The organism is Chromobacterium phragmitis (assembly GCF_003325475.1).
GTDB classification, from domain to species: domain Bacteria; phylum Pseudomonadota; class Gammaproteobacteria; order Burkholderiales; family Chromobacteriaceae; genus Chromobacterium; species Chromobacterium phragmitis.
Map to the genome: position 1 here is coordinate 1,291,466 of NZ_CP029495.1, position 20,960 is coordinate 1,312,425.

Genomic DNA, 20,960 nt, shown 5'->3' on the forward strand with positions numbered 1-20,960 from the left:
ATGGACGGCTCCGTACCATTCCCGGGCGCTCCATGTCCCTGACCAGACTGCTGCTCAGCTTCGTCTCCCGCCACTGGCGCTCCTACATCCTGGCCGCGCTGATGCTGGCCGCGGTGGCGGTGCTGACCGTGATGATTCCGCGCCAGGTGGGCCATATCGTCGACGCGCTGGTGGCGCGGCGGCTGTCCGGCGACGCGCTGCTGATGGCGCTCGGCCAACTGCTGGGCATGGGCCTGGCCATCTACGCGCTGCGCGTGGGCTGGCGGCTGCAATTATTCACCGCCTCTTACCGGCTGGGCGTGGAGCTGCGCACCCGGCTTTATCGCAGGCTGGCGGAACAGGGCCCGGCCTTCTTCCAGCGCCAACGCACCGGCGACCTGATGGCGCGCGCCACCAACGACATCGACTCGGTGGAAATGGCGGCGGGAGAAGCGATGCTGGCCGGTTTCGACGGGCTGCTGACCCTGGTGCTGGTGCTGGCGATGATGACGCTGGGCGTGGATTGGAGGCTGGCGCTGGCGGCGCTGCTGCCCTTCCCCTTCATGGCCTGGGCCTTCTCCCGCATCTCCAACCACATCCACCGCGAGTGGGGCGAGGCGCTGGCCCGTTTCGGCAAACTCAACGACCATGTGCAGGAAACCCTGAGCGGCGTGCGCACGCTGCGCGCGCTGGGGCTGGAGGCGCGCAACGACGCCGAGCTGTCGCGGCTGGCCGCGGCGGCTTCGGACAGCAGCTTCCAGGCCCAGCGCTGGGAAGCCGCGTTCGAGCCGGCGGTGGGCGTGTCGCTGGTCAGCGCCACCGCCATCGCGCTGGCGGTCGGCGGCTATCAGGTGTGGCACGGCCAGCTGACCATAGGCGCGCTCACTAGCTTCAGCATGTACCTGGTGCAGTTGATCTGGCCGATGTTCGCCGCCGGCTGGGTGTTGTCGCTGTTGCAACGCGGCGCGGCCGCCTGGCAGCGGCTGCGGCCGGTGCTGGACGCCGAGCCCGACGTCGCCGACAACGGCGGCCGGGCCGAGCTCTCGCCCGGCGCGCTGGTTTTCGACGACCTCACCTTCCATTATTCCGACGATGCCGCCGCCGCGCTGCGCCAGGTGTCCATCGACCTGCCGCCGGGCCGCACGCTGGGCGTGGTGGGCCCCACCGGCAGCGGCAAATCCACGCTGCTGAAGCTGCTGATGCGGCAATACCCGCTGCAGCAGGGCGCCATCCGCTGGAGCGGCGCCGACATCGCCGACTACCGGCTGCAAACCTTGCGCGGCGCCATCAGCTGGGTGCCACAGGAAGCCTTCTTGTTCTCCGCCAGCATCGCCGAAAACATCGCGCTGGCGCGGCCGGACGCCAGTCAGGCCGACATCGAGCGCGTGGCCAGGCTGGCCGCGGTGCACGAGGACATCCTGCGCCTGCCTCAGGGCTACGACACACCCGTGGGCGAGAAGGGCGTGGCCCTGTCCGGCGGCCAACGCCAGCGCGTCGCCATCGCCCGCGCGCTATTGGCCGACGCGCCGCTGTTGCTGCTGGACGACGCGCTGTCGGCGGTGGACACCCAAACCGAAAGCCAGATCCTGCGCCATCTGCGCGAAGCGCGGCGCGGCCGCAGCGTGATCATCGTCAGCCACCGGCTGTCGGCAGTGGCCGACGCCGACCATATCGTGGCGCTGCACCACGGCCGCATCGCCGAACAAGGCAGCCACGACGCGCTGCTGCGGCTGGACGGCTGGTACGCCGGCCAATGGCGCTATCAACAACTGGAGGCCAGCCTCGATGAAATCTGACGCCAGCCGTCTGCAAACCCGCGAAGCCGTCGCCCTGCTCGCCGACGCCGCCCGCCCCGACCGCCGCCACCTGTGGCTGGGCGGTTTCTGGCTGCTGATCGCCGCCCTGCTGGAAGCCGGCGCGCCGCTGCTGGGCAAGGTATTCATCGACAGCTACCTGCTGCCGCACCGGCTGGAGTGGAGCGCCATCGCCGGCCTGCTGGCCGGCAGCCTGCTGCTGGGCCTGGCCGCCGCCGCGCTGCGCTACCGGCAGCTGGTGCGGCTGGCCGGCGTAGCGATGCGCGCGGTGCTGCGGCTGCGCGAGCGCGTGTACGGCCACGTGATGCGGCTGCCGATGGCCTTTTTCGACCAGGCCATCACCGGCCAGCTGGTCAGCCGCGTCACCAACGACACCGAATCCGTCAAAGCGCTGTACGTGCAAGCGCTGTTCGTCATCCTCAACAGCAGCATCGTGGTGCTGGGCGCGCTGGCGGCGATGGCCTGGCTGGACTGGCGGTTGATGCTGGTTTCCCTGCTGCTGTTCCCCGCCACCTTCGCCATCGTCTGGCTGTACCAACGGCTGAGCGCGCCGTCGGTGGCCCGCGCCCGCGCGCTGCGCAGCGACATCAACGCCCAAATGGCGGAATCCATTTCCGGCATCGCCGTGCTGCAGGCCAGCAATGCCGAGAGCCGCTTCGTCGGCCGCTTCGACGACACCAACCAGCGCTACTACCAGGCGCGGCTGCGCGAGCTGCGCGCCAATGCCTGGCTGCTGCGTCCGGCGCTGGACCTGCTCAATGTGCTGCTGCTGGTGGCGGTGATCCACAGCTACGGCCAGCGCCCGCTGGACGGGCTGGAGATCGGCGTGCTGTACGCCTTCGTCGGCTACATCGGCCGGGTGGTGGAGCCGCTGATCCAGATCACGCTGCAATTCGGCCAGCTACAGCAGGCGGTGGTGGCCGCCAGCCGCGTCAGCCAGCTGCTGGCCGAGCCGGCCGCGCCGCAAGCCTTGGAAGCCGGCCATATCGCTGACGGCGCGGTCAGCTTCCGCGGCCTACGCTTCGGCTACCAGGCCGAGCATCCGGTGCTGCACGATCTGAGCCTGGAGATTCCAGCCGGCGGCTTCATCGGCATCGTCGGCCACACCGGTAGCGGCAAATCCACGCTGCTGTCGCTGCTGCTGCGCTTCTACCGGCCGCAGCAAGGCGAAATCCTGGTCGACGGCCAGCCGCTCTACGCCATCGGCGACGCCGCCTTCCGCGCCGGCGTCGGCCTGGTGCCGCAGGACCCCTTCCTGTTGGCCGCCAGCGCGCGCGAGAACATCGACATGGGCCGCGGCCTGCCGCAAGCTCGGATAGAGGACGCGGCCCGTGCCGCCGGCGTGCACGAGCTGATCCTGTCGCTGGAAAACGGCTACGACAGCGATATGGGCGAAAGCGGCGCGCGGCTGTCCAGCGGCCAAAAGCAGCTGATCGCCATCGCCCGCGCGCTGGCCGGCCAGCCGCGCATCCTGCTGCTGGACGAAGCCACCTCGCACATCGACAGCGAAACCGAGCAGTTGGTGCAGCAGGCGCTGGCCAAGCTTGCCGGCCAGATCACCCTGATCTCCATCGCCCACCGCCTGTCCACCATCCGCGACGCCGACACCATCGTCGTGCTCAACCATGGCCGCATCGCCGAATCCGGCAACCATGACGCGCTGATGCGGCAGGGCGGCATCTACCACAAGCTCTACCTGCTGCAACAACTGCAGCCGGAGGAGCAGGATTGAGCCGAGCGCTGCGCGCCGCCATTCGCGCCGAAATATCCTCCATCATCCCGCTGGACGCGCTGGAAGCGGAGCACCTCCAGGCCACGCTGGCCTGGATAGATTCCGGCGCAGAACTATGGCGGCGGGAAAAGCCGGCCACGCCGCCGGAGCATCTATCGACCTACTTCGCGCTGGTAGATGGATCCAGCCTGCTGCTGGTGGACCACAAAAACGCCGGCCTGTGGCTGCCCACCGGCGGCCATGTCGATCCCGGGGAGCACCCGCGCGATGCTGTCGCGCGCGAGCTGCTTGAGGAGCTTGGCGTAAGCGGCTTGCCCGTGCCCGCCGCCTCATTTCTCACTCGCACCGAAGTCGCTGGCCATCATCTGGACGTGACGCTGTGGTACGCGCTGTCGGTTTCACGGACCTTGCCGCTGCGCTACGACCAGACGGAGTTCAATGAAGCGCGCTGGTTCGATTTCGACCAGTTGCCTTATTCTGATAGCGATCCACACCTGGCCCGCTTCATCGCCAAGTTGGCTAAGATGAGCGCTTGAAACGGGCCGCGCGCCCAGATCCTACCGGAGCCCCGATGCCACGCCCTTTCCTCCTCTCCGGCCTGTGCGGCCTGCTGCTCGCCGTCCCGCCCTGCCATGCCGACGACGGCCAGGCTCTCGACCTGTCCATCAGCACCGAACTGATGACGCGGCAGACGTCCTACGGCAACTCCTCGCGGCTGCAACCCAGCGTGGACCTGCAATACCGCACCCGTTTCGGCGCCCTGTACGTGCAGGACGGCGAAGGCGGCTGGGCGCTGCCGGCGCCGGGCGGCTGGGTGTCGCTGGGCGTGGCCTCGGAGCCAGCCTGGAGCCTGGGCGGCGGCGTGTCGCAGAGCCTAGCGCTGGCGCGCTACGGCTTCGACCTGCCGCGCGACGGCAGCCTGTCCTTCGGCTACGCCAGCCGCATCGGCGACAGCCATCCCGGCCAGTTGCTGGTAGCCACGCTGAACGCGCCGCTGGGCGACTGGATGGGCCAGAAGTTTTCAGTGCTGGGCTGGGCCAGCCTGGCCAACCAGAAACGGCGGCGGGGTTTGAACCATCATGACGGCGGTTCCGGCTGGCAGTTGGAGCAGAGCAACCTCTTGCTGGTGATGTCGCATCCGCTCTCCCGCCGCTGGACACTGGACGTCGGCGCGGGCAGCCGCTGGGCGGCGGAGAACACCGGCGAACACACTGCCGGCTGGCAAACGCTGCTGGGGTTCACATGGAAGCTGTGACGCGCTTCGATCCGCTGCCGGCGGAAGATTGCCTGATCGACAGCCACTGCCACCTGGACGCGCCGGAGCTGGCGGCGGACGTGGACGGCGTGGCGGCGCGCGCGCGCGCGGCCGGCGTCGGCCAGTTGCTGGTGCCGGCGGTGACGGCCGGCGCCTTCGCCGACGTGCTGGCGATGCGCGAGCGCTATGGCTGCTGGATCGCCCTGGGGCTGCATCCCATCTATCTGGACCGGCACCTGGACGATCACCTGGGGCTGCTGGACGCGGCGCTGGCCGCGCACGCGCCGGCGGCCGTCGGCGAGATCGGCCTGGATTTCTACCTGCCGGAACTGGACCCGGCGCGGCAGGAGGCGCTGTTAGCGGAACAGCTGAAGCTGGCGCGCAAGCACGGCCTGCCGGCGGTGCTGCACGTCCGGCGCTCGGTGGACCGCGTGCTCAAGCACTTGCGCGAGCAGAAAGTGGAATGCGGCATCGCCCACGCCTTCAACGGCAGCGAGCAGCAGGCCCAGGCCTTCATTCGCCAGGGCTTCAAGCTGGGCTTCGGCGGCGCGATGACCTACAGCGGCTCTCGCCGCATCCGCGCGTTGGCGGCCAGCCTGCCGCTGTCCAGCCTGGTGCTGGAAACCGACGCGCCGGACATCCGGCCGGAATACGCGCGGGACATGCCCAACGAGCCGTTCCAGCTGGCCCGCTTCGTCGAGCTATTGGCCGAGTTGCGCGGCATGGAGGTCGCCCCGCTGCGCCGCGCGCTGCGCGACAACACGCTGGCGGCGCTGGCCCTAAGCTGAGCGCCGGAAAAACGAAAACCCCGGCGCACCGCCGGGGCTTTCGTCTCGCCGCGAGCCGGCCTCAGGTGCGGAAACGCTGCAGACAGGCGTCCAGTTCCTCTGACAGCGCGCTCAGCTCGGTGGCCAGCTTGCTGGCCTCGCCGGCCGCCTCGGTGGTCTGGCCGTTCAACTGCGCGATCTGCTCGACATTGCGCGCCACCGACTGGCTAGCCTGGCTCTGCTCCTTGATCGCGTTGGCGATATCGGCGATGCGCTGCACCGACTGCGCCGCCAGGTCGCGGATCTGCAGCAGCGCGTCCGCCACGCTTGAGGCGCTGACCACGCCGCTCTCGATCCGGCTGTTGGCCTGCTGCATGCTCTGGTAAGCGCGCTGGGTGTCGGCCAACACGCCGTCGATATGGCTGGAGATTTCAGTGGTGGCCTGGCTGGTGCGCTCGGCCAATTTTCTCACCTCGTCCGCCACCACCGCGAAGCCGCGGCCCATCTCGCCGGCGCGCGCCGCCTCGATGGCGGCGTTCAAGGCCAGCAGATTGGTCTGATCGGCGATGTCGTGAATTACCCGCACAATGTCGCCGATGTCGGCCGAACGCTGGTTGAGCCCGTCCATCATCGTCGAGGTTTCGGTGATGCTGGTGGCGATCTGGCGGATCTCGCCGGCCGCCTTCTGCGCCAGCTCGCTGCCGGCGGTCGCCTGCTCCATGGTCAACCGCGCCTGGCGCTCCACATCCTGGGTGCTGTCGGCCACCAGGTTGATGCTGACCGACATTTGCTCGATCGCCGCCGCGCCGCTGGAGGCGGATTCGGACTGGTGCGCCGACGCCGACGACACATGCTCGCTGACGCCGGACAGTTGATTGGCCGCCCGCGCCAAGCTGGAGGAGTGCTGCTGCGACTCCACCACCACCGAACGCACGCTGTCCACCAGCTTGCCCAGCGAGCCGGCCACGCTGCCCAGCTCGTTCTGGCCGAAGTCAGGCAGCCGCAGCTGCAGATTGCGCTGGTCGGCCAGCTCCTGGCTGGCGTCGCGCATTTTCAGCAGCGGCTGGCGGATCGACGAGATCACGTACCAGGCGAACAGGGTGGCGACCACCAGCGCCAACAGGATCTCGGTCAACAGCTGGGAACGCACCGCCGACGAGGTGGCGTCGATCTGGTCGTTCAACTGGCTCACCGCGTCGGCGGCCGCCTTGGCCAGCTCTTCGGACGCGCCCTCCATCTGGTGGATATTGTCCTTGTACTTGTCCAGCTCGTGGTTGGCGTCGGCAGTCGCGGTGACCTGCCTGGCCTCCACCATCGCCGACACCTTGCCGAAGCCGTCGGCATAGCCGGACAGCAGCGTGGACAGTTTGCCCAGCTTCTGGTTGGCGCCGTCGTCCAGCGGATGCGTCGTCGCCTGCTGGATGGACTTCTGAGCGCCGGCCAGCGCGCCCTTCCACTTGGTCTGGTATTCGGCGCGCTTGCCGTCGTTGGCGATATTGATGAAATAGTCTTTCTCGAAGCGGCGCAGGTTGCCCATGTTCCGCTGCAATTCGACGATGTCGGTATAGAACACCAGCTCGTGCGAGCTGACTTCCGCCACCCGCGTGGCGATCTTGCTCAAGCCCAGCTGCGTAAGCAGCCCGGTGAGCACCAGGGCCGCCAACAGCAGCCCGAAGCCTAGGGTAATCCTGGCCGCGATGGACAAATTCCGCATTGTCACTTCCCCACACCCGATGAGATAGATAGTGGCCGGGCTGAGCCCGATCCGTTGTGTGCTGCGATTCTAGATGAGCGCCTTCCCGCCCCGCCAGAGGCGGCATTCTGAACGGTTAAATTCACGCCGAACCAGTGGCAAAAAGCTCAAAAAAAGACCGGCATCATGGGATGCCGGTCTTTTCCTCAAGCTCTAGCCGTCTCAAACCTTGAGCTTTTTGAAGCTCCTGGCGTACCCCAATACACAGATGAAGAATAGTGTACTGATCAGCACTTCACACCATGCCAATCGCTGCGACAGGCCATGGTCGCCCCAGCCTCGCATCACGCCCTCGATGAAGAAGCCCAGGATGAACATGCTGGACCACTGGTAGGTGTAAAGCCGTCCAGCCAGGATGCCACGCAGCGGCAACAACAACAGCAAGGCCTTGAATGCCAGGAAAGAGCCGCCCGGCCGCAGCGGCGCCAGCCACAGCTCCCAGGCCAGGGTCAGCGCGATCAGCGATATCAGCGCGGCGGACGCGCCGGCGCGGCAGGCTTCGCGGCTCATGGCGCGGACTCCGCATGCTCCCGGGCGCGGGCTTTGCGCTCCATCAGGCTGGCCACCAGCACCCCGACTTCGAACAATAGCCACAGCGGCACCGCCAGCAGCGTCTGCGACAGCACATCCGGCGGCGTGACGATGGCGGCGATGACAAAGGCGCCGACAATCACGTAAGGCCGCGCCTCGCGCAGCTTGGCCACCGTCACCACGCCCATCCGCGTCAGCACCACCACCAGCACCGGCACCTCGAAAGTGGTGCCGAAGGCCATGAACATGCCGAGGACGAAAGACAGGTATTTGTCGATGTCGGTCATCATGCTGACGCCGGCCGGCGTCACCGCCGACATGAAGTGGAACACCACCGGGAACACCAGGAAATAGGCGAAAGCCATGCCGACCAGGAACAGCAGCAGGCTGCACAGCACCAAGGGCAGCACCAGCTTCTTCTCGTGGCTGTACAGCCCGGGCGCGACGAAGGCCCAAACCTGGTACAAGGTGTTGGGCAACGACACCAGGAAGGCCACCAGCATGGTCACCTTCATCGGCACGAAGAAGGTGGAAGTCACCTCGGTGGCGATCATGCTGCCGCCCTGCGGCAGCGCGTCCAACAAGGGCTTGGCCAGCAGGTGGTAGATGTCGGACGACCAGTGGAACAGGCCTAGAAAGACCAGGGCGATGCCCAGGAGAGCGCGCACCAGCCGGGTGCGCAGCTCGATCAGGTGCGCGAGCAGCGGTTGTTCGTTCATTCGCGAGCTTGTGATGCGGTAGGTTGGGAAACGGGCGCGCTCGGCGGCAAGTCGTCGAACAGATCCAGCTGGTTCTCGTCGCGGGCGGGCGGCGCGCTGTCTGGCGCGGCCGGCGCGTCAGGCAGCGGACGGTTTTCCTCGGCCAGCGCCTGCGCTTCCGCGTCGGGCTCCCGCGCGCCGTGTATCGTTCGATCGGCCTCCTGGAACGGCTCCGCCGCCTGCTCGGCCAGCGCGCGCGCGTCGGCGGCGTTCTGGTCTATCGCGTCGCGCACTTGCCGCACCTCGGATTCCAACTGGCCGCGAAAGCTGTGCGCGGCGTCCTGGATGTCCTGGCGCAGGCTGTCCAGCCCTTGCAGATTGGCCTGCTGCTGCATGTCCGCCTTCATGGTGGCGACGAAGCGCTGCGCGCGCGCCAGCAGCGCGCCGACGGTGCGCGCCACCGTCGGCAGCCGCTCTGGGCCCAGCACCACCAGCGCCACCGCGCCGATCAGGACGAATTCGCCGAAACTGATGTCAAGCACGCCGCGTCACCGTGTTTATTTCTTGTCGGCTTCGCCGTCGATGATGCGGCCGGCGTCCTTGGCCGGCGGCTGGCCGTCCTTGGCGCCTTCGTTCATGCCTTCCTTGAAGCCCTTGACCGCGTTGCCGAGGTCCTTGCCGATGTTCGGCAGCTTCTTGGTGCCGAACACCAGTACCACGATCAGCAGCACGATCAGCCAGTGCCAGATGCTCAGAGAACCCATTGTGACTCTTCCTTATGAAAAAACGGTAGCCGCGCTCAGCCCTTGTGGCCAAACACGTGCACATGCAGGTGGAACACTTCCTGGCCGCCGCCGCGGCCGGTGTTGATGCCGGTCTTGAAACCGGACGCCAGGCCCTGCTCCTTGGCCAGCCGCGGAGCCAGCGTCAGGATCTTGCCCAGCACCGCCTCGTGTTCGGGGCCGCAATGGGCCAGCGAGTCGACGTGCAGCTTGGGAATGATCATGAAGTGCACCGGCGCGATCGGACGGATGTCGTGGAAAGCCAGCACATCGTCGTCTTCGTAAACCTTGTTGGCGGGAATCTGGCCCGCCACGATCTTGCAGAAAAGGCAGTCGCTCATCGTGTTGTTCCGTTGTTCAGGCTGTGGGTTTGCGCGCGGCCTTCTCGTCCAGGCCGGAAATGCCCTCGCGGCGGTGCAGCTCCATCACCACGTCTTCCGGGCGCAAGCCATGATATGTCAACAGCACCATGGTGTGGAACCACAGATCGGCCACTTCGCGCACCAGGTGCAGCTTGTCCTTGTCCTTTGAGGCCATCAGCGTCTCCGCCGCCTCTTCCGCCACCTTCTTCAGGATGGCGTCCTCGCCCTTGTGGAACAGCGAGGCCACGTAGGAAGACTGCGGCGCCGCTTCGCGCCGGGCTTCCAGCGTATCGGCGATGTTCTTCAACACATCCGGTGTCATAGCGTTATCCTTTGGCCCGCCAGCCTTGCAGTATAAGGCGCGGGCATGACATTCTGGCAAAGCCGGCCGCCATTGTAACCCGGCCGGCCGCGGCGGCGTTGACCGGCCGCAATTCAGGGATGGTAGATGGTGCTCGGGTCTTTCAGCACGGCGTCCACCGTCGTCCAGCCGCCGTTCTCGAAGCGGCGGTAAAAACAGCTCTCCCGCCCTGTGTGACAAGCGATGCCGCCGATTTGTTCGATCTGCATCACGATGACGTCGCCGTCGCAGTCCAGCCTCAGCTCCTTCACCGTCTGCAGATGGCCGGACTCCTCGCCCTTCTTCCACAGTTTTTGCCGCGAGCGGCTGAAGTAGTGGGCGATGCCGGTGTCGGCGGTCAATTGCAGGCTCTCGCGGTTCATCCACGCCACCATCAACACGCGGCCGCTGGCCGCGTCCTGGGCGATGGCGGCCACCAGGCCTTTGTCGTCCCACTTCACTTCGTCCAGCCAGCTCATAGCCTCACCTCGATGCCGGCGTCGCGCATGGCCTGTTTGGCCTCTGCCACCGTGTATTCGCCAAAATGGAAGATGCTGGCGGCCAGCACCGCGTCGGCATGGCCTTCTTTGACGCCATCCACCAGATGCTGCAGATTGCCGACGCCGCCGGAGGCTATGACGGGAATGCTCACGGCGTCGGACACCGCTCGCGTCAGCGGCAGATTGAAGCCGGCCTTGGTGCCGTCGCGGTCCATGCTGGTCAGCAGGATTTCGCCGGCGCCCAGCTCCTGCATCTTGCGCGCCCATTCAACGGCGTCCAGCCCGGTGCGGTTGCGGCCGCCATGGGTGAAGATCTCCCAGCGGTCGTTCTCCGGCGTCACCGCCTTGGCGTCCAGCGCGACGACGATGCACTGGTTGCCGAAGTGCTCGGATGCCTCGCGCACGAACTCGGGGTGGGTGACGGCCGCCGTGTTGATGCTGACCTTGTCCGCGCCGGCGTTGAGCAGGCGGCGGATGTCGGCGACGCTGCGCACGCCGCCGCCCACCGTCAGCGGAATGAATACCTGGTCCGCCACCGCCTCGATCACATGCAGGATGATGTCGCGCTGGTCGGAACTGGCTGTGATGTCGAGAAAAGTCAGCTCGTCGGCGCCCTGCTCGTTGTAGCGGCGGGCGATCTCCACCGGATCGCCGGCATCGCGCAGGCCCAGGAAGTTGACGCCCTTGACCACGCGGCCGGCGGTCACGTCCAGACAGGGGATGATGCGTTTGGCAAGCATGTGCGTTTCCAGAATGCTACAGGCGCGGCGAGCGGCGGGCTTGCCCGCCGTTCGCCGCAGTCAGCCGGCTCAGCCGGCCAGTTCGTCCGCCAGATTCTGCGCGGCGGCGAAATCGATGCTGCCTTCGTAGATCGCGCGGCCGGTGATGGCGCCCTCGATGCCCTCGTCTTCCACCGCGCACAGGGCGCGGATGTCGTCGAGATTGGTCAATCCGCCGGAGGCGATCACCGGAATGGTCAGCGCCTGCGCCAGCTTGACGGTGGCTTCGATGTTGACGCCGGTCATCATGCCGTCGCGGCCGATGTCGGTGTAGATCACCGAGTTGACGCCGTAGTCTTCGAAACGCTTGGCCAGATCGATCACGTTATGGTTGGTGATCTTGGCCCAGCCGTCGATCGCCACCATGCCGTCCTTGGCGTCCAGTCCGACGATGACCTGGCCGGGAAAGGCGTCGCAGGCATCGTGCAGAAAGCCCGGCGTCTTGACCGCGGCGGTGCCGATGATCACGTAGGACAGGCCCATGTCGAGGTAGGCCTCGATGGTGTCCAGGTCGCGGATGCCGCCGCCCAACTGCACCGGCATGTCGTCGCCGACTTCGCCTAGGATGTCGCGGATCACCGACAGGTTTTTGGGTTTGCCGGCGAAAGCGCCGTTGAGGTCCACCAAATGCAGGCGTCGCGCGCCCTGGTCGCGCCAGTGGGCGGCAACCTTGACCGGATCGTCGGAGAAGATGGTGGCGTCGTCCATCGCGCCCTGTCTCAGGCGCACGCATTGACCGTCTTTCAGGTCTATCGCGGGTATCAGCAGCATGGTGCTAAATCGAAACGTGAGTTAAACATTGCCGTCCCAGGCCAGGAAGTTCTTCATCATCTGAAGTCCGGCCCGGTGGCTCTTTTCGGTGTGGAACTGCGTGGCGAATATATTGCCACGCCCGACGATGCAGGCAAACCGCTCGGGATAATCTGTTTCCGCGAGCGTCAGCGCCGCGTCGGCCGGCGCGAAATGGTAGCTGTGGACGAAATAGAAGCGCTCGCCGTCGGCGATGCCGGCGAACAAGGGATGGGACCGGCGCTGGTAAACCTGGTTCCAACCCATGTGCGGCACTTTGAGCCGCTCGCCCGCGGCGGCGAGATCGTCCGCGAAACGCACCACCTGGCCCGGGAACAGCCCCAAGCCGGCGGTATCGCCCTCTTCGCTATGTTCGAACAATAGTTGCGCGCCGACGCAGATTCCAAAAAACGGCTTGTTCTGCGTAGTTTCACGCACCGCGTCGGCCAGGCCGTGGCGGTTCAGCTCGCGCATGCAATCGGGCATCGCGCCCTGGCCGGGGAAGACCACCTTGTCGGCCTTCACCACGGCTTCCGGATCGCGGGTCAGGAAAATATCGGCGCCGTTTTCGTTGACGGCCTGCAGGGACTTCAGCACCGAGTGCAGATTGCCCATGCCGTAATCAATCACTGCGACTTTCATGCGGAGAGCGTCCCCTTGGTGGACGGCGTGATGCCGGCCATCCGTTCGTCGCGCTCGCAAGCCATCCGCAGCGCGCGGCCGAAAGCCTTGAAGATGGTCTCGGCCTGGTGATGGCTGTTGTGGCCGCGCAAATTGTCGATATGCAGCGTCGCCATGCTGTGGTTGACGAAGCCGTGGAAAAATTCGGAGAACAAATCCACGTCGAACTGGCCGATGCTGGCGCGAGTGTAATCGACGTTGTAAACCAGGCCGGGACGGCCGGACAGGTCGATCACCACCCGGCTCAAAGCCTCGTCCAGCGGCACGTAGGCGTGGCCGTAGCGGCGGATGCCCTTCTTGTCGCCGATGGCTTTGGCGAAAGCCTGGCCCAGCGTGATGCCGATGTCTTCCACTGTGTGGTGGGCGTCGATATGCAGGTCGCCCGCCGCCTGGACATCGAGGTCGATCAGGCCATGGCGGGCGATCTGGTCCATCATGTGGTCGAGAAAGGGCACGCCGGTTTCAAAACGGCCGACGCCGGTGCCGTCCAGATTCAAGGACACCGTGATCTGGGTTTCCAGCGTGTTGCGGGTGACGGTTGCGGTTCTCATGGCTTCAAGCGAAAAAACGTTGGATGGCGGACAGCAGCGCGGCGTTTTCATCCGGACTGCCCACGGTCAGGCGCAAGCAGTTTTCCAACAGCGGGTGGCTGCCATGCAACTGCTTGATCAGAATGCCGGACGCCTTCAGATGCTGGAACAGCGCCGGCGCGTCCGGCGCGCGGACGGTGACGAAGTTGGCTTCGGACGGGAACGTCGTCAAGGCAGGCAAGGCGGCCAGCGCCTCGAACAGCCGCGCGCGCTCGGCGCGCAGTTCGGCGGCCTGGCTATTGAACACCCCCAGGTGCCTGAGCGCGAAACGGGCGGCAGCCAGCGTCAGCACATTGACGTTGTAAGGCGGCCGCACCTTGTTGAGCTCCGCGATCCAGGCCGGACTGGCGGCGGCGTACCCCAGGCGGATGCCGGCCAGGCCCAGCTTGGACAGCGTGCGCATCACCAGCAGGTTGTCCAGCTCGCCGGCCAGGTCCATGAAACTGTCGGAAGAAAAGCTCTGATACGCTTCGTCCACCACCACCAGGCCCGGCGCGGCGCGGCAGATGGCCATCACCTCGTCGCGGGCGTAGCGCGGCCCGGTGGGATTGTTGGGGTAGGACACGAACACCGTCGCCGGCCGTTCCCGCTCGATGGCGGCGAGCGTGGCCGGCAAATCCAGCGTGAAGTCCTCGCGCAGCGGCACGCCGACGTACTGCAGGCCGGAGAACAGCGCGTTCATCTTGTACATCACGAACGAGGGCTCCAGCGCCAGCAGCTTGGCGCCGGGGCGCGCCAGCGCCTGGGCGATCAGCGTGATCAACTCGTCCGAACCGTTGCCTAGGAGGATGTCGGCGGCGGCGGGGATGGAGAACGCGGCGCGCAGATCGTCCTTCAGGCCGCCGCCGTTGGCGTCCGGATAGCGGTTCAGCGCCACCTGGGCCAGTTCGGCGGCCAGCTCGTGCTGCAGCTCGATCGGCAGCGGCCACGGGTTTTCCATCGCGTCCAGCTTGATCAGGCCCTGGGCGTCGGCAACGTGATAGGCGCCGATGGCGGCGATTTCCGGCCGCACCAGTTGTTGCACAGTCAGTTTCATTTCTCTTTCTCGTCCCATGCCGATCGCGCGGCGCGCGCCAAGCCGGAACGTCCATCCTACAAGTTTCGCCGGCTTTGGGCTACTCGACCCAATGCGCCTTGCGCGCCACCGGCGGCGGCAGCGTCAGACCGGCGCGCGACAGCTCGCTGCGGCTGAACAGGTATTCGCCCTCCGACGGCGTGACCGGAAACAGAGAGGATAGGTTGCGATTCTCGAACAACACCGCCTTGGCCATCCGCGCGGCCTCCAGGCCCTGCTCGCGCCCGGTCAGCACTCTGCCGCCTATGGTCTTGCCCTTGCCCACCGCGAAGTTCCAGAACGCGAACATCGGCAGCTTGCTGTTGGCCGCGGTCCAGCGCATCACCTCGTCGCTGGGCACCACCTTGCCGCTGTCGTCGCGCAGGGTGAAATACAGGCCCACCCAGATCGCCTGGTAGCGTTGCGGCGCTTGCAGGATGCGCTGCTGCCACTCGGCGAAAGTGGCGGGCTGGGCGATGTCGACATCGATGTTTCCCAGACGGATGCTGTCTCGGCCGATGAAGGTTTCGTCGCGGATGATGCGCGAGGTCAGATCGCTGTCGAACATGGCCAGCGCGCGCTTCAGGCCGGGGACGATATGCCCCAGCTCGAAGATGTTGCGCAAGATCAGCGGCCGCTCCAGCACCCCGCTGAGATTGCTGGGCGTGGACTGGAAATAATTGCGCGGATTGTTGTTGATGCCGAGGTAAATCACGGGCATGCCGGACTCTGCCAGCTTGCTGCCTACCAGTTGTAACGCGGCGTCGTCGCCTACGATGACAAGATCCGGCTGAAACGCCGCGATCCGCTTGCGCGCCTCGTCGGCGCGGACCAGCACCTGCTCGCGCGGCAGGCGCTTGCTGTCCAGCGTGTATACCGCCAGCTCGCAGCGCGGCGACAACTTCTCGAACAAGGCGGCGCGGTAATCGTGATCCCATTGGTAGTCGCTGTGGTAACTCTCCAGCAGAAACACCTTCTTTTCCGCGCCGAACGCCGCCGCGGCCAGGCACAGCAGGCCTGCCGCCAACCAGACCAGTCCTTTTGCCATCTCCACCCCTCCGCCGGTTCATCCAGCTTTCAGGGTAGAAGACCGGCGGCGAAACCGTCAGCCTGAGCGCTACGCCGTCAGCGGCGGCTCAATCCTCTAGCCGCAGCTCCGCGGCGCGGGCATGGGCGCTCAGCCCTTCGCCGCGCGCCAGCAGGCTGGCGATGCGGCCCAGCTTCTGCGCGCCGGCCTGCGACACGCGAATCAGGCTGCTGCGCTTCTGGAAGTCGTACACGCCCAGCGGACTGGCGAAGCGCGCGGTGCGGCTGGTCGGCAGCACGTGGTTGGGACCGGCGCAGTAGTCGCCCAGGCTTTCCGAGGTGAAGCGGCCCATGAAAATGGCGCCGGCGTGGCGCAATCGCGGCAGCAGGGCAGCGGGATCGGCCACCGACAATTCCAGGTGCTCCGGCGCGATATAGTTGCTGATCTCGCAGGCCTCGGCCAAATCGCGCACTTGGATCAGCGCGCCGCGGTTGCCCAGGCTGGCCTCGATGATGGCGCGGCGCGGCATGGACGGCAGCAGCCTGGCGATGCTGGCCTCCACCTGGGCAATGTAGTCCGCCGACGGACACAGCAGGATGGCCTGGGCGATCTCATCGTGTTCGGCCTGGCTGAACAGGTCCATCGCCACCCAGTCCGGATCGGTGTCGCCGTCGCAGATCACCAGGATCTCGGACGGGCCGGCCACCATGTCGATGCCCACCACGCCGAACACGCGGCGCTTGGCGGCGGCGACGTAGGTGTTGCCCGGCCCGGTGATCTTGTCCACCTGCGGCACGGTCTCCGTGCCATAGGCCAGCGCGGCCACCGCCTGAGCGCCGCCGACAGTGAACACCTTGTCCACGCCGGCGATATAGGCCGCGGCCAATACCAAGTCGTTGCGCTCGCCTCCCGGCGTCGGCACCACCATGATGATTTCGCCCACGCCTGCCACCTTGGCCGGCATCGCGTTCATCAGCACAGAACTGGGATAGGCGGCCTTGCCGCCCGGCACGTAGATGCCGACGCGGTCCAGCGGCGTGACTTGCTGGCCCAGCAGGGTGCCGTCTTCGTCCTCATAACTCCAGCTGTGCGCCAGCTGCTTCTCGTGGTAGCGGCGCACGCGCTCGGCGGCGGCGGACAGCGCGTCGCGCACATCGGCCGGCAGACGCCCCCAGGCGGCTTCCAACTGCTCGCGGCTGAGCGTCAAATCGGCCATGCCGGCCGCCTGCATGCGGTCGAAACGGTTGGTGTGCTCCACCAGCGCCGCGTCGCCGCGATGATGGACATCGGCGCAGATGGACGCCACGGCGGCGTCCACGGCAGGGTCCTGCGCGGTTTCAAAAGCCAGCAGCGCGTGCAGGCGCTCAGCGAAGTCGGGCTGGGAGGAGGACAGTTTCAACATGGTGGTTCTCTGACGTAAAGCCTGGATATTGGCCAACGCCGGCCGCCCTATCCTGGTTGACCGGCATGTCGGGCCACGGGAGAGCGATCAGGCTGGCACCGCGCCGGCGAAAGCGTCCAGCACCGGCTGGATCGCGTCGTACTTGAGCTTCAACGCGGCCTGGTTCACCACCAGACGCGAACTGATGTCGATAATGTGTTCGACCGCCGCCAGCTTGTTGGCGCGCAGCGTGCCGCCGGTGGACACCAGATCGACGATGGCGTCGGCCAGGCCGACCAGCGGCGCCAGCTCCATCGAGCCGTACAGCTTGATGATGTCGACGTGCACGCCCTTCTTGGCGAAGTGTTCGCGCGCGATCTGCGGATATTTGGTGGCGATTTTCAGCCGCGCGCCGCGCCGCACCGCCGCGTCGTAGTCGAATCCTTCCTGCACCGCCACCATCATCTTGCACTTGGCGATGTTCAGATCCAGCGGCTGATACAGGCCCGCGCCGCCGTGCTCGATCAGCACATCGCGGCCGGCGATGCCGAGGTCGGCCGCGCCGTATTGCACATAGGTGGGCACGTCGGACGCGCGCACGATCACCAGCTGCACCTCGGGGTGGTTGGTGCCGATGATCAGCTTGCGCGACGACTCGGGATTTTCCGCCGGAACGATGCCGGCCGCCGCCAGCAAGGGCAGCGTTTCTTCAAAAATGCGGCCCTTGGACAGGGCGATGGTCAGCTTCATGATGTTCAACTGCTAAAAGAATTCTGTTAAGACGGGATCAACCCACCATTGCGCGGCGCTCGCGCTCAAGGAAGCCGACATAGCGCTGGATCATGGTTTCCATCGGCGCGGTCAGGTTCAGATAAGAGCAACCGATACGCATCGCGTCGTTGCCGTTGCGCATGCGGGCGGTCAGCCTGTGCCTCACTTCCAGACCCAAGCTGAGCGTGCCGTAAGACTTCAGGTCTATCGAGCATTGCCGGTACTGTTGGCCGATATCGAAGCCAGGCGTGTCCAGTCCAGGCAACCACAGGCTCATCCCGCCTAAGCTGATGTCGAACAGCGCCAAGTCGATCGCTCGCTGGCCGTAATCGCCGAAGTGGCAGAATACCGGCGAGCTGAGCGGCGTCTGGATGCGGAAGAATTCGCGCCGCTGCAGCTTGATCACCTGTTCCGGCAGCTTGCACTGAAAAGCCGGCCGTCCCTCCAGCATCACTTTGCCAACCTGGCCGGTGACGAACTGGGTCTTGACGCCCTCAGGCGAACAAACGAATACATTGCGCTCGCTGTTCAGCAGTTGGGCGTTGGTTTCCTCTTCCGAGCCCCAATCGAAGGTGAACAGACCCATCTGGTAGTCCACCTCCAGCAGCCGGGTCAGGATGAAATTCTTCCCCTTATTGGCGAACACCGTCACCATGTGGCCGTGTTTGGCGATACCGGACAAGTGCTGCGCGATTTCGGCCGGCGAACTCAGGGTGAACTTGGCCAGATCCAGCGGCTGGTGCGAGCTTGCCGGCGCGCCGCCAGGCATATTGTCGTTGCTCACGATATTCCGGCTTTCATGTCTGCGAGGTTGAGTGATACGCCAAGTTTAGCGTAACAACTGCCGGATATCATAAGCAAGGTTGGCCGCTGGCGTGCCGTACGCCTCATACACTCGCAGCTTGCCTTCCTTGTCCAGCAGATAAGAGCCGGCGCTATGATCGACAGTGTAGCCGCCCTCCTCATTCTTCACCTTCTGCGCCACCACTTTATACTGTTTCATCACCTTCTCGACCTCCGCCTCGCCGCCGCTCATACCGATGAATCGCTTGTCGAAGTGGGGCACGTAGCCGGCCAATACCTGCGGCGTGTCGCGTTCAGGATCCACGCTGACGAAAAGCACCTGCACCTTGTCGCCATCGGTCCCAAGTTGCTTCATCACCGACGCGTACTCCAGCATCGTGGTCGGACACACATCCGGACAGTTGGTGTAGCCGAAGAACAGGGCCACCACTTTGCCGCGGAACTCAGCCAGGCTGCGCGGCTTGCCATGGAAGTCCGTCAGCGTGAAATCCCCGCCCATCGAAGCGTCTTCGATGGAGGTGCCCTTGAAATCGATTTTCTGCGCGCAGGCGGACAGGACCAACGCGGCGAACAAACCTAGCAAACACTTCAGGAATCGGGACATCAGCTCAATGGAATCAGATAGTAATGGTCGAATAAAAGCGCCGCGAACAACCAGGTCAGATACCAGATAGACCAAGCGAACAGGCGGCGCGCCAATGCGTCAGCATACTGGCGATGCAACCGCGCAGCAAGAAACAGCATCCTGCCGTCCAGCAGCAAAACAGCGGCCAGATATATTGCACCCGCCTTGCCCAACGCCACAGGCAACAAGGTGATCCCGCTCAGCAACAGGCTATACAGCACGATGGACAGCGTGGTGTAACGCTGCCCATGCGTAACTGGAAGCATGGGCAGGCCGGACCTGGCGTAATCGTCTCTTCGATACAGCGCCAGCGCCCAGAAATGCGGCGGCGTCCAGGTATAGATGATCAGAAACAGCACCAGCGCAAACGCGCCGATCTCGCCATTCACCGCCGCCCATCCCAACACCGGCGGCATCGCGCCGCTGGCGCCGCCGATCACGATGTTCTGCGGAGTATTCGGCTTCAGCAACAAGGTGTAGACAACCGCGTAGCCTACAAAAGTTCCCAGCGTCAGCCACGCGGTCAGCGCGTTGCAGCAAGCCAGCAGCAAGGCCAGCCCCATTCCGCCGATGGCCAGCGCCACCAGTAGCGTCTCCCAAAAGCCGACTTGGCCGGTGGCCGTTGCGCGCCATGCGGTGCGCCTCATCCGGATATCAACGCCGCGCTCGACCAGGCAGTTGACCATCGCCGCCGCGCCCGCCACCAAAGCGATGCCCAGCGTGGCAGGCACCACCACCACGGCATCCGGAATGCCCGGACTCGCGAGAAACATGCCTATCACCGCGCAAAACACGATCAGCGCGACCACCCTGGGCTTGGACAGCTGCCACAACGCGTGCGCGTGTTGTCTCCAATGCGGCAGGCCGACGGCGCTCATCGTCCCTCTCCCGGCCGCCTGAAACGCTCCGGAGGAAGATAGCCAAACCTCGCCCAAGCCCCGCTCGGTCCCAACTGCGTCTCTCCCGTTCGCAGCCTGGCCCGCAACAGCAGCGACACCGCCATCAGCAGGGCCGCTCCGGCATTGTGAGCCACCGCCAATGGCAAAGGCAGCTGCAATAGCACGTTGGCGACGCCAAGCGATGCCTGCAGCGCCCAGACAGCCACCAAACATGACAAATGCCCGCGCAACGCGCGTTCCGCCCATCCTCGCGACACGACTGCCAACAGAAGCAGCGACACCAGCAAAGCGCCCAGACGATGCAGCCAGTGGATGGTCACCAAGCTGGCGAAATCCAGCAGGCTGCCATCCGGAGCCTCGCCCAAGTCGCGAGACAGGTGAAAAGCGTGATCGAAGCGCAGCGCCGGCCATGCCTCGCCGTTGCAGCCTGGAAAACCCTGGCAGGCCAAAGCGGCGTAATTGCTGGACACCCAGCCGCCCAGCGCCAGTTGCAGGCCCGTCGCCGCCGCCAGCAGGCCGGCCAGCCAGCCGATACTGCCGGACGCGGAAATCTGCACCAACCTCGGAGACAACGCCATCCAGACCAATATTTGCAGCACGGCCATGCCGCCGAGCAAATGGGACGTGACGATGACGGGTTTGAGCAGCTGCGTGACGGTCAGCATGCCCAGCATGCCCTGCATGCCGACCACGGCCACAAGCAGGGAGGCTGGCAGCCTCTGGCGGCGCTCTCGCCAAGCCCGCCATGCGATCAACGCGATCAGCGCGCCCAGGCCTCCGGCCAGATAGCGATGCGCCATCTCGCGCCATGCCTTGCCCAGACTGACCGGACCATCCGGCGACATCGCCTGCGCCTCGCGTATGCTGTCGGCCGCGTGAGCCGGCGACAACTGGCCATAGCACCCTGGCCAATCCGGGCACCCCAACCCGGCGTGTGACAGCCTGACATAGGCGCCGAAAGGCACCACGATCGCGGCCAACAGCAAGGCCAGCCAAACCAGTCTTCGCATGGCAAGCTCCCCCTTCTGCGCACATCGCGTCCGCCGG

Annotated in this window: 25 protein-coding genes; 5 read left to right on the top strand and 20 right to left on the bottom strand. The window is 65.7% G+C overall.

Annotation, left to right across the window (positions count from 1 at the left end; all coding sequences use genetic code 11):
- Positions 1–32 precede the first annotated feature (32 nt).
- From DK842_RS06125 to DK842_RS06145, 5 genes are read left to right on the top strand one after another with little or no spacing between them, the layout of a single operon-like run.
- Entirely contained in the window at positions 33–1,775 is a 1,743-nt protein-coding gene (locus DK842_RS06125) for an ABC transporter ATP-binding protein (protein WP_114060669.1), read from the top strand.
- Positions 1,765–3,525 (top strand): ABC transporter ATP-binding protein, encoded by a 1,761-nt coding sequence (locus DK842_RS06130; RefSeq protein ID WP_114060670.1) that lies wholly within the window; start codon positions 1,765–1,767, stop codon positions 3,523–3,525. Before DK842_RS06125 ends, DK842_RS06130 begins: the two co-directional genes overlap by 11 nt.
- Positions 3,522–4,061, top strand: a complete 540-nt coding sequence (locus DK842_RS06135) for an NUDIX domain-containing protein (protein ID WP_198414643.1) — start codon at positions 3,522–3,524, stop codon at positions 4,059–4,061. Before DK842_RS06130 ends, DK842_RS06135 begins: the two co-directional genes overlap by 4 nt.
- A 35-nt stretch (positions 4,062–4,096) precedes the next feature.
- On the top strand, positions 4,097–4,780 hold the full coding sequence (locus DK842_RS06140; RefSeq protein ID WP_114060671.1) for a hypothetical protein: 684 nt from the start codon (positions 4,097–4,099) through the stop codon (positions 4,778–4,780).
- The gene (locus DK842_RS06145; RefSeq protein ID WP_114060672.1) at positions 4,768–5,568 is read left to right on the top strand and encodes a TatD family hydrolase; all 801 of its coding nucleotides are present in this window, start codon (positions 4,768–4,770) and stop codon (positions 5,566–5,568) included. The genes DK842_RS06140 and DK842_RS06145 overlap by 13 nt, the downstream gene beginning before the upstream one ends.
- Positions 5,569–5,629: 61 nt before the next feature.
- Here the strand turns inward: DK842_RS06145 and DK842_RS06150 are convergent, their stop codons facing one another.
- The 20 genes from DK842_RS06150 to DK842_RS06245 form a co-directional block, all read right to left on the bottom strand.
- A complete protein-coding gene (locus DK842_RS06150; protein WP_114060673.1) occupies positions 5,630–7,261 on the bottom strand; it encodes a methyl-accepting chemotaxis protein in 1,632 nt (543 codons plus the stop codon).
- A 201-nt stretch (positions 7,262–7,462) separates the two neighbouring features.
- Positions 7,463–7,810, bottom strand: coding sequence for a DUF2069 domain-containing protein (locus tag DK842_RS06155; RefSeq protein ID WP_114060674.1), 348 nt, complete (start codon positions 7,808–7,810; stop codon positions 7,463–7,465).
- Positions 7,807–8,550, bottom strand: a complete 744-nt coding sequence (gene tatC / locus DK842_RS06160; protein WP_114060675.1) for a twin-arginine translocase subunit TatC — start codon at positions 8,548–8,550, stop codon at positions 7,807–7,809. Before tatC ends, DK842_RS06155 begins: the two co-directional genes overlap by 4 nt.
- Positions 8,547–9,071 carry a Sec-independent protein translocase protein TatB gene (tatB, locus tag DK842_RS23565; RefSeq protein WP_198414644.1) on the bottom strand — a complete coding sequence of 175 codons (525 nt, stop codon included), beginning with the start codon at positions 9,069–9,071 and terminating at the stop codon, positions 8,547–8,549. Before tatB ends, tatC begins: the two co-directional genes overlap by 4 nt.
- Positions 9,072–9,086: 15 nt before the next feature.
- On the bottom strand, positions 9,087–9,293 hold the full coding sequence (tatA, locus tag DK842_RS06170; protein WP_114060676.1) for a Sec-independent protein translocase subunit TatA: 207 nt from the start codon (positions 9,291–9,293) through the stop codon (positions 9,087–9,089).
- Between the two features lie 35 nt (positions 9,294–9,328).
- Positions 9,329–9,652, bottom strand: a complete 324-nt coding sequence (locus DK842_RS06175) for a histidine triad nucleotide-binding protein (RefSeq protein ID WP_114060677.1) — start codon at positions 9,650–9,652, stop codon at positions 9,329–9,331.
- 16 nt (positions 9,653–9,668) lie between these two features.
- Positions 9,669–9,995, bottom strand: coding sequence for a phosphoribosyl-ATP diphosphatase (locus DK842_RS06180; protein ID WP_021478414.1), 327 nt, complete (start codon positions 9,993–9,995; stop codon positions 9,669–9,671).
- Between the two features lie 113 nt (positions 9,996–10,108).
- Positions 10,109–10,492: a phosphoribosyl-AMP cyclohydrolase gene (gene hisI / locus DK842_RS06185; protein WP_114060678.1), complete on the bottom strand. Its 384-nt coding sequence runs from the start codon at positions 10,490–10,492 to the stop codon at positions 10,109–10,111.
- A complete protein-coding gene (hisF, locus tag DK842_RS06190; protein WP_114060679.1) occupies positions 10,489–11,253 on the bottom strand; it encodes an imidazole glycerol phosphate synthase subunit HisF in 765 nt (254 codons plus the stop codon). The genes hisI and hisF overlap by 4 nt, the downstream gene beginning before the upstream one ends.
- A gap of 69 nt (positions 11,254–11,322) precedes the next feature.
- The gene (gene hisA / locus DK842_RS06195) at positions 11,323–12,063 is read right to left on the bottom strand and encodes a 1-(5-phosphoribosyl)-5-[(5-phosphoribosylamino)methylideneamino]imidazole-4-carboxamide isomerase (protein WP_114060680.1); all 741 of its coding nucleotides are present in this window, start codon (positions 12,061–12,063) and stop codon (positions 11,323–11,325) included.
- A gap of 21 nt (positions 12,064–12,084) precedes the next feature.
- Positions 12,085–12,723 carry an imidazole glycerol phosphate synthase subunit HisH gene (hisH, locus tag DK842_RS06200; protein WP_114060681.1) on the bottom strand — a complete coding sequence of 213 codons (639 nt, stop codon included), beginning with the start codon at positions 12,721–12,723 and terminating at the stop codon, positions 12,085–12,087.
- The gene (gene hisB, locus DK842_RS06205; RefSeq protein WP_114060682.1) at positions 12,720–13,313 is read right to left on the bottom strand and encodes an imidazoleglycerol-phosphate dehydratase HisB; all 594 of its coding nucleotides are present in this window, start codon (positions 13,311–13,313) and stop codon (positions 12,720–12,722) included. The genes hisH and hisB overlap by 4 nt, the downstream gene beginning before the upstream one ends.
- 4 nt (positions 13,314–13,317) lie before the next feature.
- Positions 13,318–14,388: a histidinol-phosphate transaminase gene (gene hisC, locus DK842_RS06210; protein WP_114060683.1), complete on the bottom strand. Its 1,071-nt coding sequence runs from the start codon at positions 14,386–14,388 to the stop codon at positions 13,318–13,320.
- A gap of 79 nt (positions 14,389–14,467) precedes the next feature.
- Positions 14,468–15,454: an ABC transporter substrate-binding protein gene (locus tag DK842_RS06215; RefSeq protein WP_114060684.1), complete on the bottom strand. Its 987-nt coding sequence runs from the start codon at positions 15,452–15,454 to the stop codon at positions 14,468–14,470.
- Between the two features lie 88 nt (positions 15,455–15,542).
- Positions 15,543–16,835: a histidinol dehydrogenase gene (gene hisD, locus DK842_RS06220; protein WP_114060685.1), complete on the bottom strand. Its 1,293-nt coding sequence runs from the start codon at positions 16,833–16,835 to the stop codon at positions 15,543–15,545.
- A gap of 87 nt (positions 16,836–16,922) precedes the next feature.
- Positions 16,923–17,564, bottom strand: a complete 642-nt coding sequence (hisG, locus tag DK842_RS06225) for an ATP phosphoribosyltransferase (protein ID WP_114060686.1) — start codon at positions 17,562–17,564, stop codon at positions 16,923–16,925.
- Between the two features lie 37 nt (positions 17,565–17,601).
- On the bottom strand, positions 17,602–18,369 hold the full coding sequence (locus tag DK842_RS06230; protein WP_232538607.1) for a flagellar brake protein: 768 nt from the start codon (positions 18,367–18,369) through the stop codon (positions 17,602–17,604).
- 45 nt (positions 18,370–18,414) lie between these two features.
- Complete coding sequence (locus DK842_RS06235) at positions 18,415–18,993, bottom strand: SCO family protein (protein ID WP_114060687.1); 579 nt, start codon at positions 18,991–18,993, stop codon at positions 18,415–18,417.
- Positions 18,993–19,892, bottom strand: a complete 900-nt coding sequence (locus DK842_RS06240) for a heme o synthase (RefSeq protein WP_114060688.1) — start codon at positions 19,890–19,892, stop codon at positions 18,993–18,995. Before DK842_RS06240 ends, DK842_RS06235 begins: the two co-directional genes overlap by 1 nt.
- Positions 19,889–20,923, bottom strand: coding sequence for a COX15/CtaA family protein (locus DK842_RS06245; RefSeq protein ID WP_114060689.1), 1,035 nt, complete (start codon positions 20,921–20,923; stop codon positions 19,889–19,891). The genes DK842_RS06240 and DK842_RS06245 overlap by 4 nt, the downstream gene beginning before the upstream one ends.
- Positions 20,924–20,960: the final 37 nt, after the last annotated feature.

Bases quoted from the DNA above. Each gene is read 5' to 3' on its own strand.
- DK842_RS06125 (WP_114060669.1), top strand. From the start codon at position 33: ATGTCCCTGACCAGACTGCTGCTCAGCTTCGTCTCCCGCCACTGGCGC.
- DK842_RS06130 (WP_114060670.1), top strand. From the start codon at position 1,765: ATGAAATCTGACGCCAGCCGTCTGCAAACCCGCGAAGCCGTCGCCCTG.
- DK842_RS06140 (WP_114060671.1), top strand. From the start codon at position 4,097: ATGCCACGCCCTTTCCTCCTCTCCGGCCTGTGCGGCCTGCTGCTCGCC.
- DK842_RS06145 (WP_114060672.1), top strand. From the start codon at position 4,768: ATGGAAGCTGTGACGCGCTTCGATCCGCTGCCGGCGGAAGATTGCCTG.
- DK842_RS06150 (WP_114060673.1), bottom strand. From the start codon at position 7,261: ATGCGGAATTTGTCCATCGCGGCCAGGATTACCCTAGGCTTCGGGCTG.
- DK842_RS06155 (WP_114060674.1), bottom strand. From the start codon at position 7,810: ATGAGCCGCGAAGCCTGCCGCGCCGGCGCGTCCGCCGCGCTGATATCG.
- tatC (WP_114060675.1), bottom strand. From the start codon at position 8,550: ATGAACGAACAACCGCTGCTCGCGCACCTGATCGAGCTGCGCACCCGG.
- tatA (WP_114060676.1), bottom strand. From the start codon at position 9,293: ATGGGTTCTCTGAGCATCTGGCACTGGCTGATCGTGCTGCTGATCGTG.
- DK842_RS06175 (WP_114060677.1), bottom strand. From the start codon at position 9,652: ATGAGCGACTGCCTTTTCTGCAAGATCGTGGCGGGCCAGATTCCCGCC.
- DK842_RS06180 (WP_021478414.1), bottom strand. From the start codon at position 9,995: ATGACACCGGATGTGTTGAAGAACATCGCCGATACGCTGGAAGCCCGG.
- hisI (WP_114060678.1), bottom strand. From the start codon at position 10,492: ATGAGCTGGCTGGACGAAGTGAAGTGGGACGACAAAGGCCTGGTGGCC.
- hisF (WP_114060679.1), bottom strand. From the start codon at position 11,253: ATGCTTGCCAAACGCATCATCCCCTGTCTGGACGTGACCGCCGGCCGC.
- hisA (WP_114060680.1), bottom strand. From the start codon at position 12,063: ATGCTGCTGATACCCGCGATAGACCTGAAAGACGGTCAATGCGTGCGC.
- hisH (WP_114060681.1), bottom strand. From the start codon at position 12,723: ATGAAAGTCGCAGTGATTGATTACGGCATGGGCAATCTGCACTCGGTG.
- hisB (WP_114060682.1), bottom strand. From the start codon at position 13,313: ATGAGAACCGCAACCGTCACCCGCAACACGCTGGAAACCCAGATCACG.
- hisC (WP_114060683.1), bottom strand. From the start codon at position 14,388: ATGAAACTGACTGTGCAACAACTGGTGCGGCCGGAAATCGCCGCCATC.
- DK842_RS06215 (WP_114060684.1), bottom strand. From the start codon at position 15,454: ATGGCAAAAGGACTGGTCTGGTTGGCGGCAGGCCTGCTGTGCCTGGCC.
- hisD (WP_114060685.1), bottom strand. From the start codon at position 16,835: ATGTTGAAACTGTCCTCCTCCCAGCCCGACTTCGCTGAGCGCCTGCAC.
- hisG (WP_114060686.1), bottom strand. From the start codon at position 17,564: ATGAAGCTGACCATCGCCCTGTCCAAGGGCCGCATTTTTGAAGAAACG.
- DK842_RS06235 (WP_114060687.1), bottom strand. From the start codon at position 18,993: ATGTCCCGATTCCTGAAGTGTTTGCTAGGTTTGTTCGCCGCGTTGGTC.
- DK842_RS06240 (WP_114060688.1), bottom strand. From the start codon at position 19,892: ATGAGCGCCGTCGGCCTGCCGCATTGGAGACAACACGCGCACGCGTTG.
- DK842_RS06245 (WP_114060689.1), bottom strand. From the start codon at position 20,923: ATGCGAAGACTGGTTTGGCTGGCCTTGCTGTTGGCCGCGATCGTGGTG.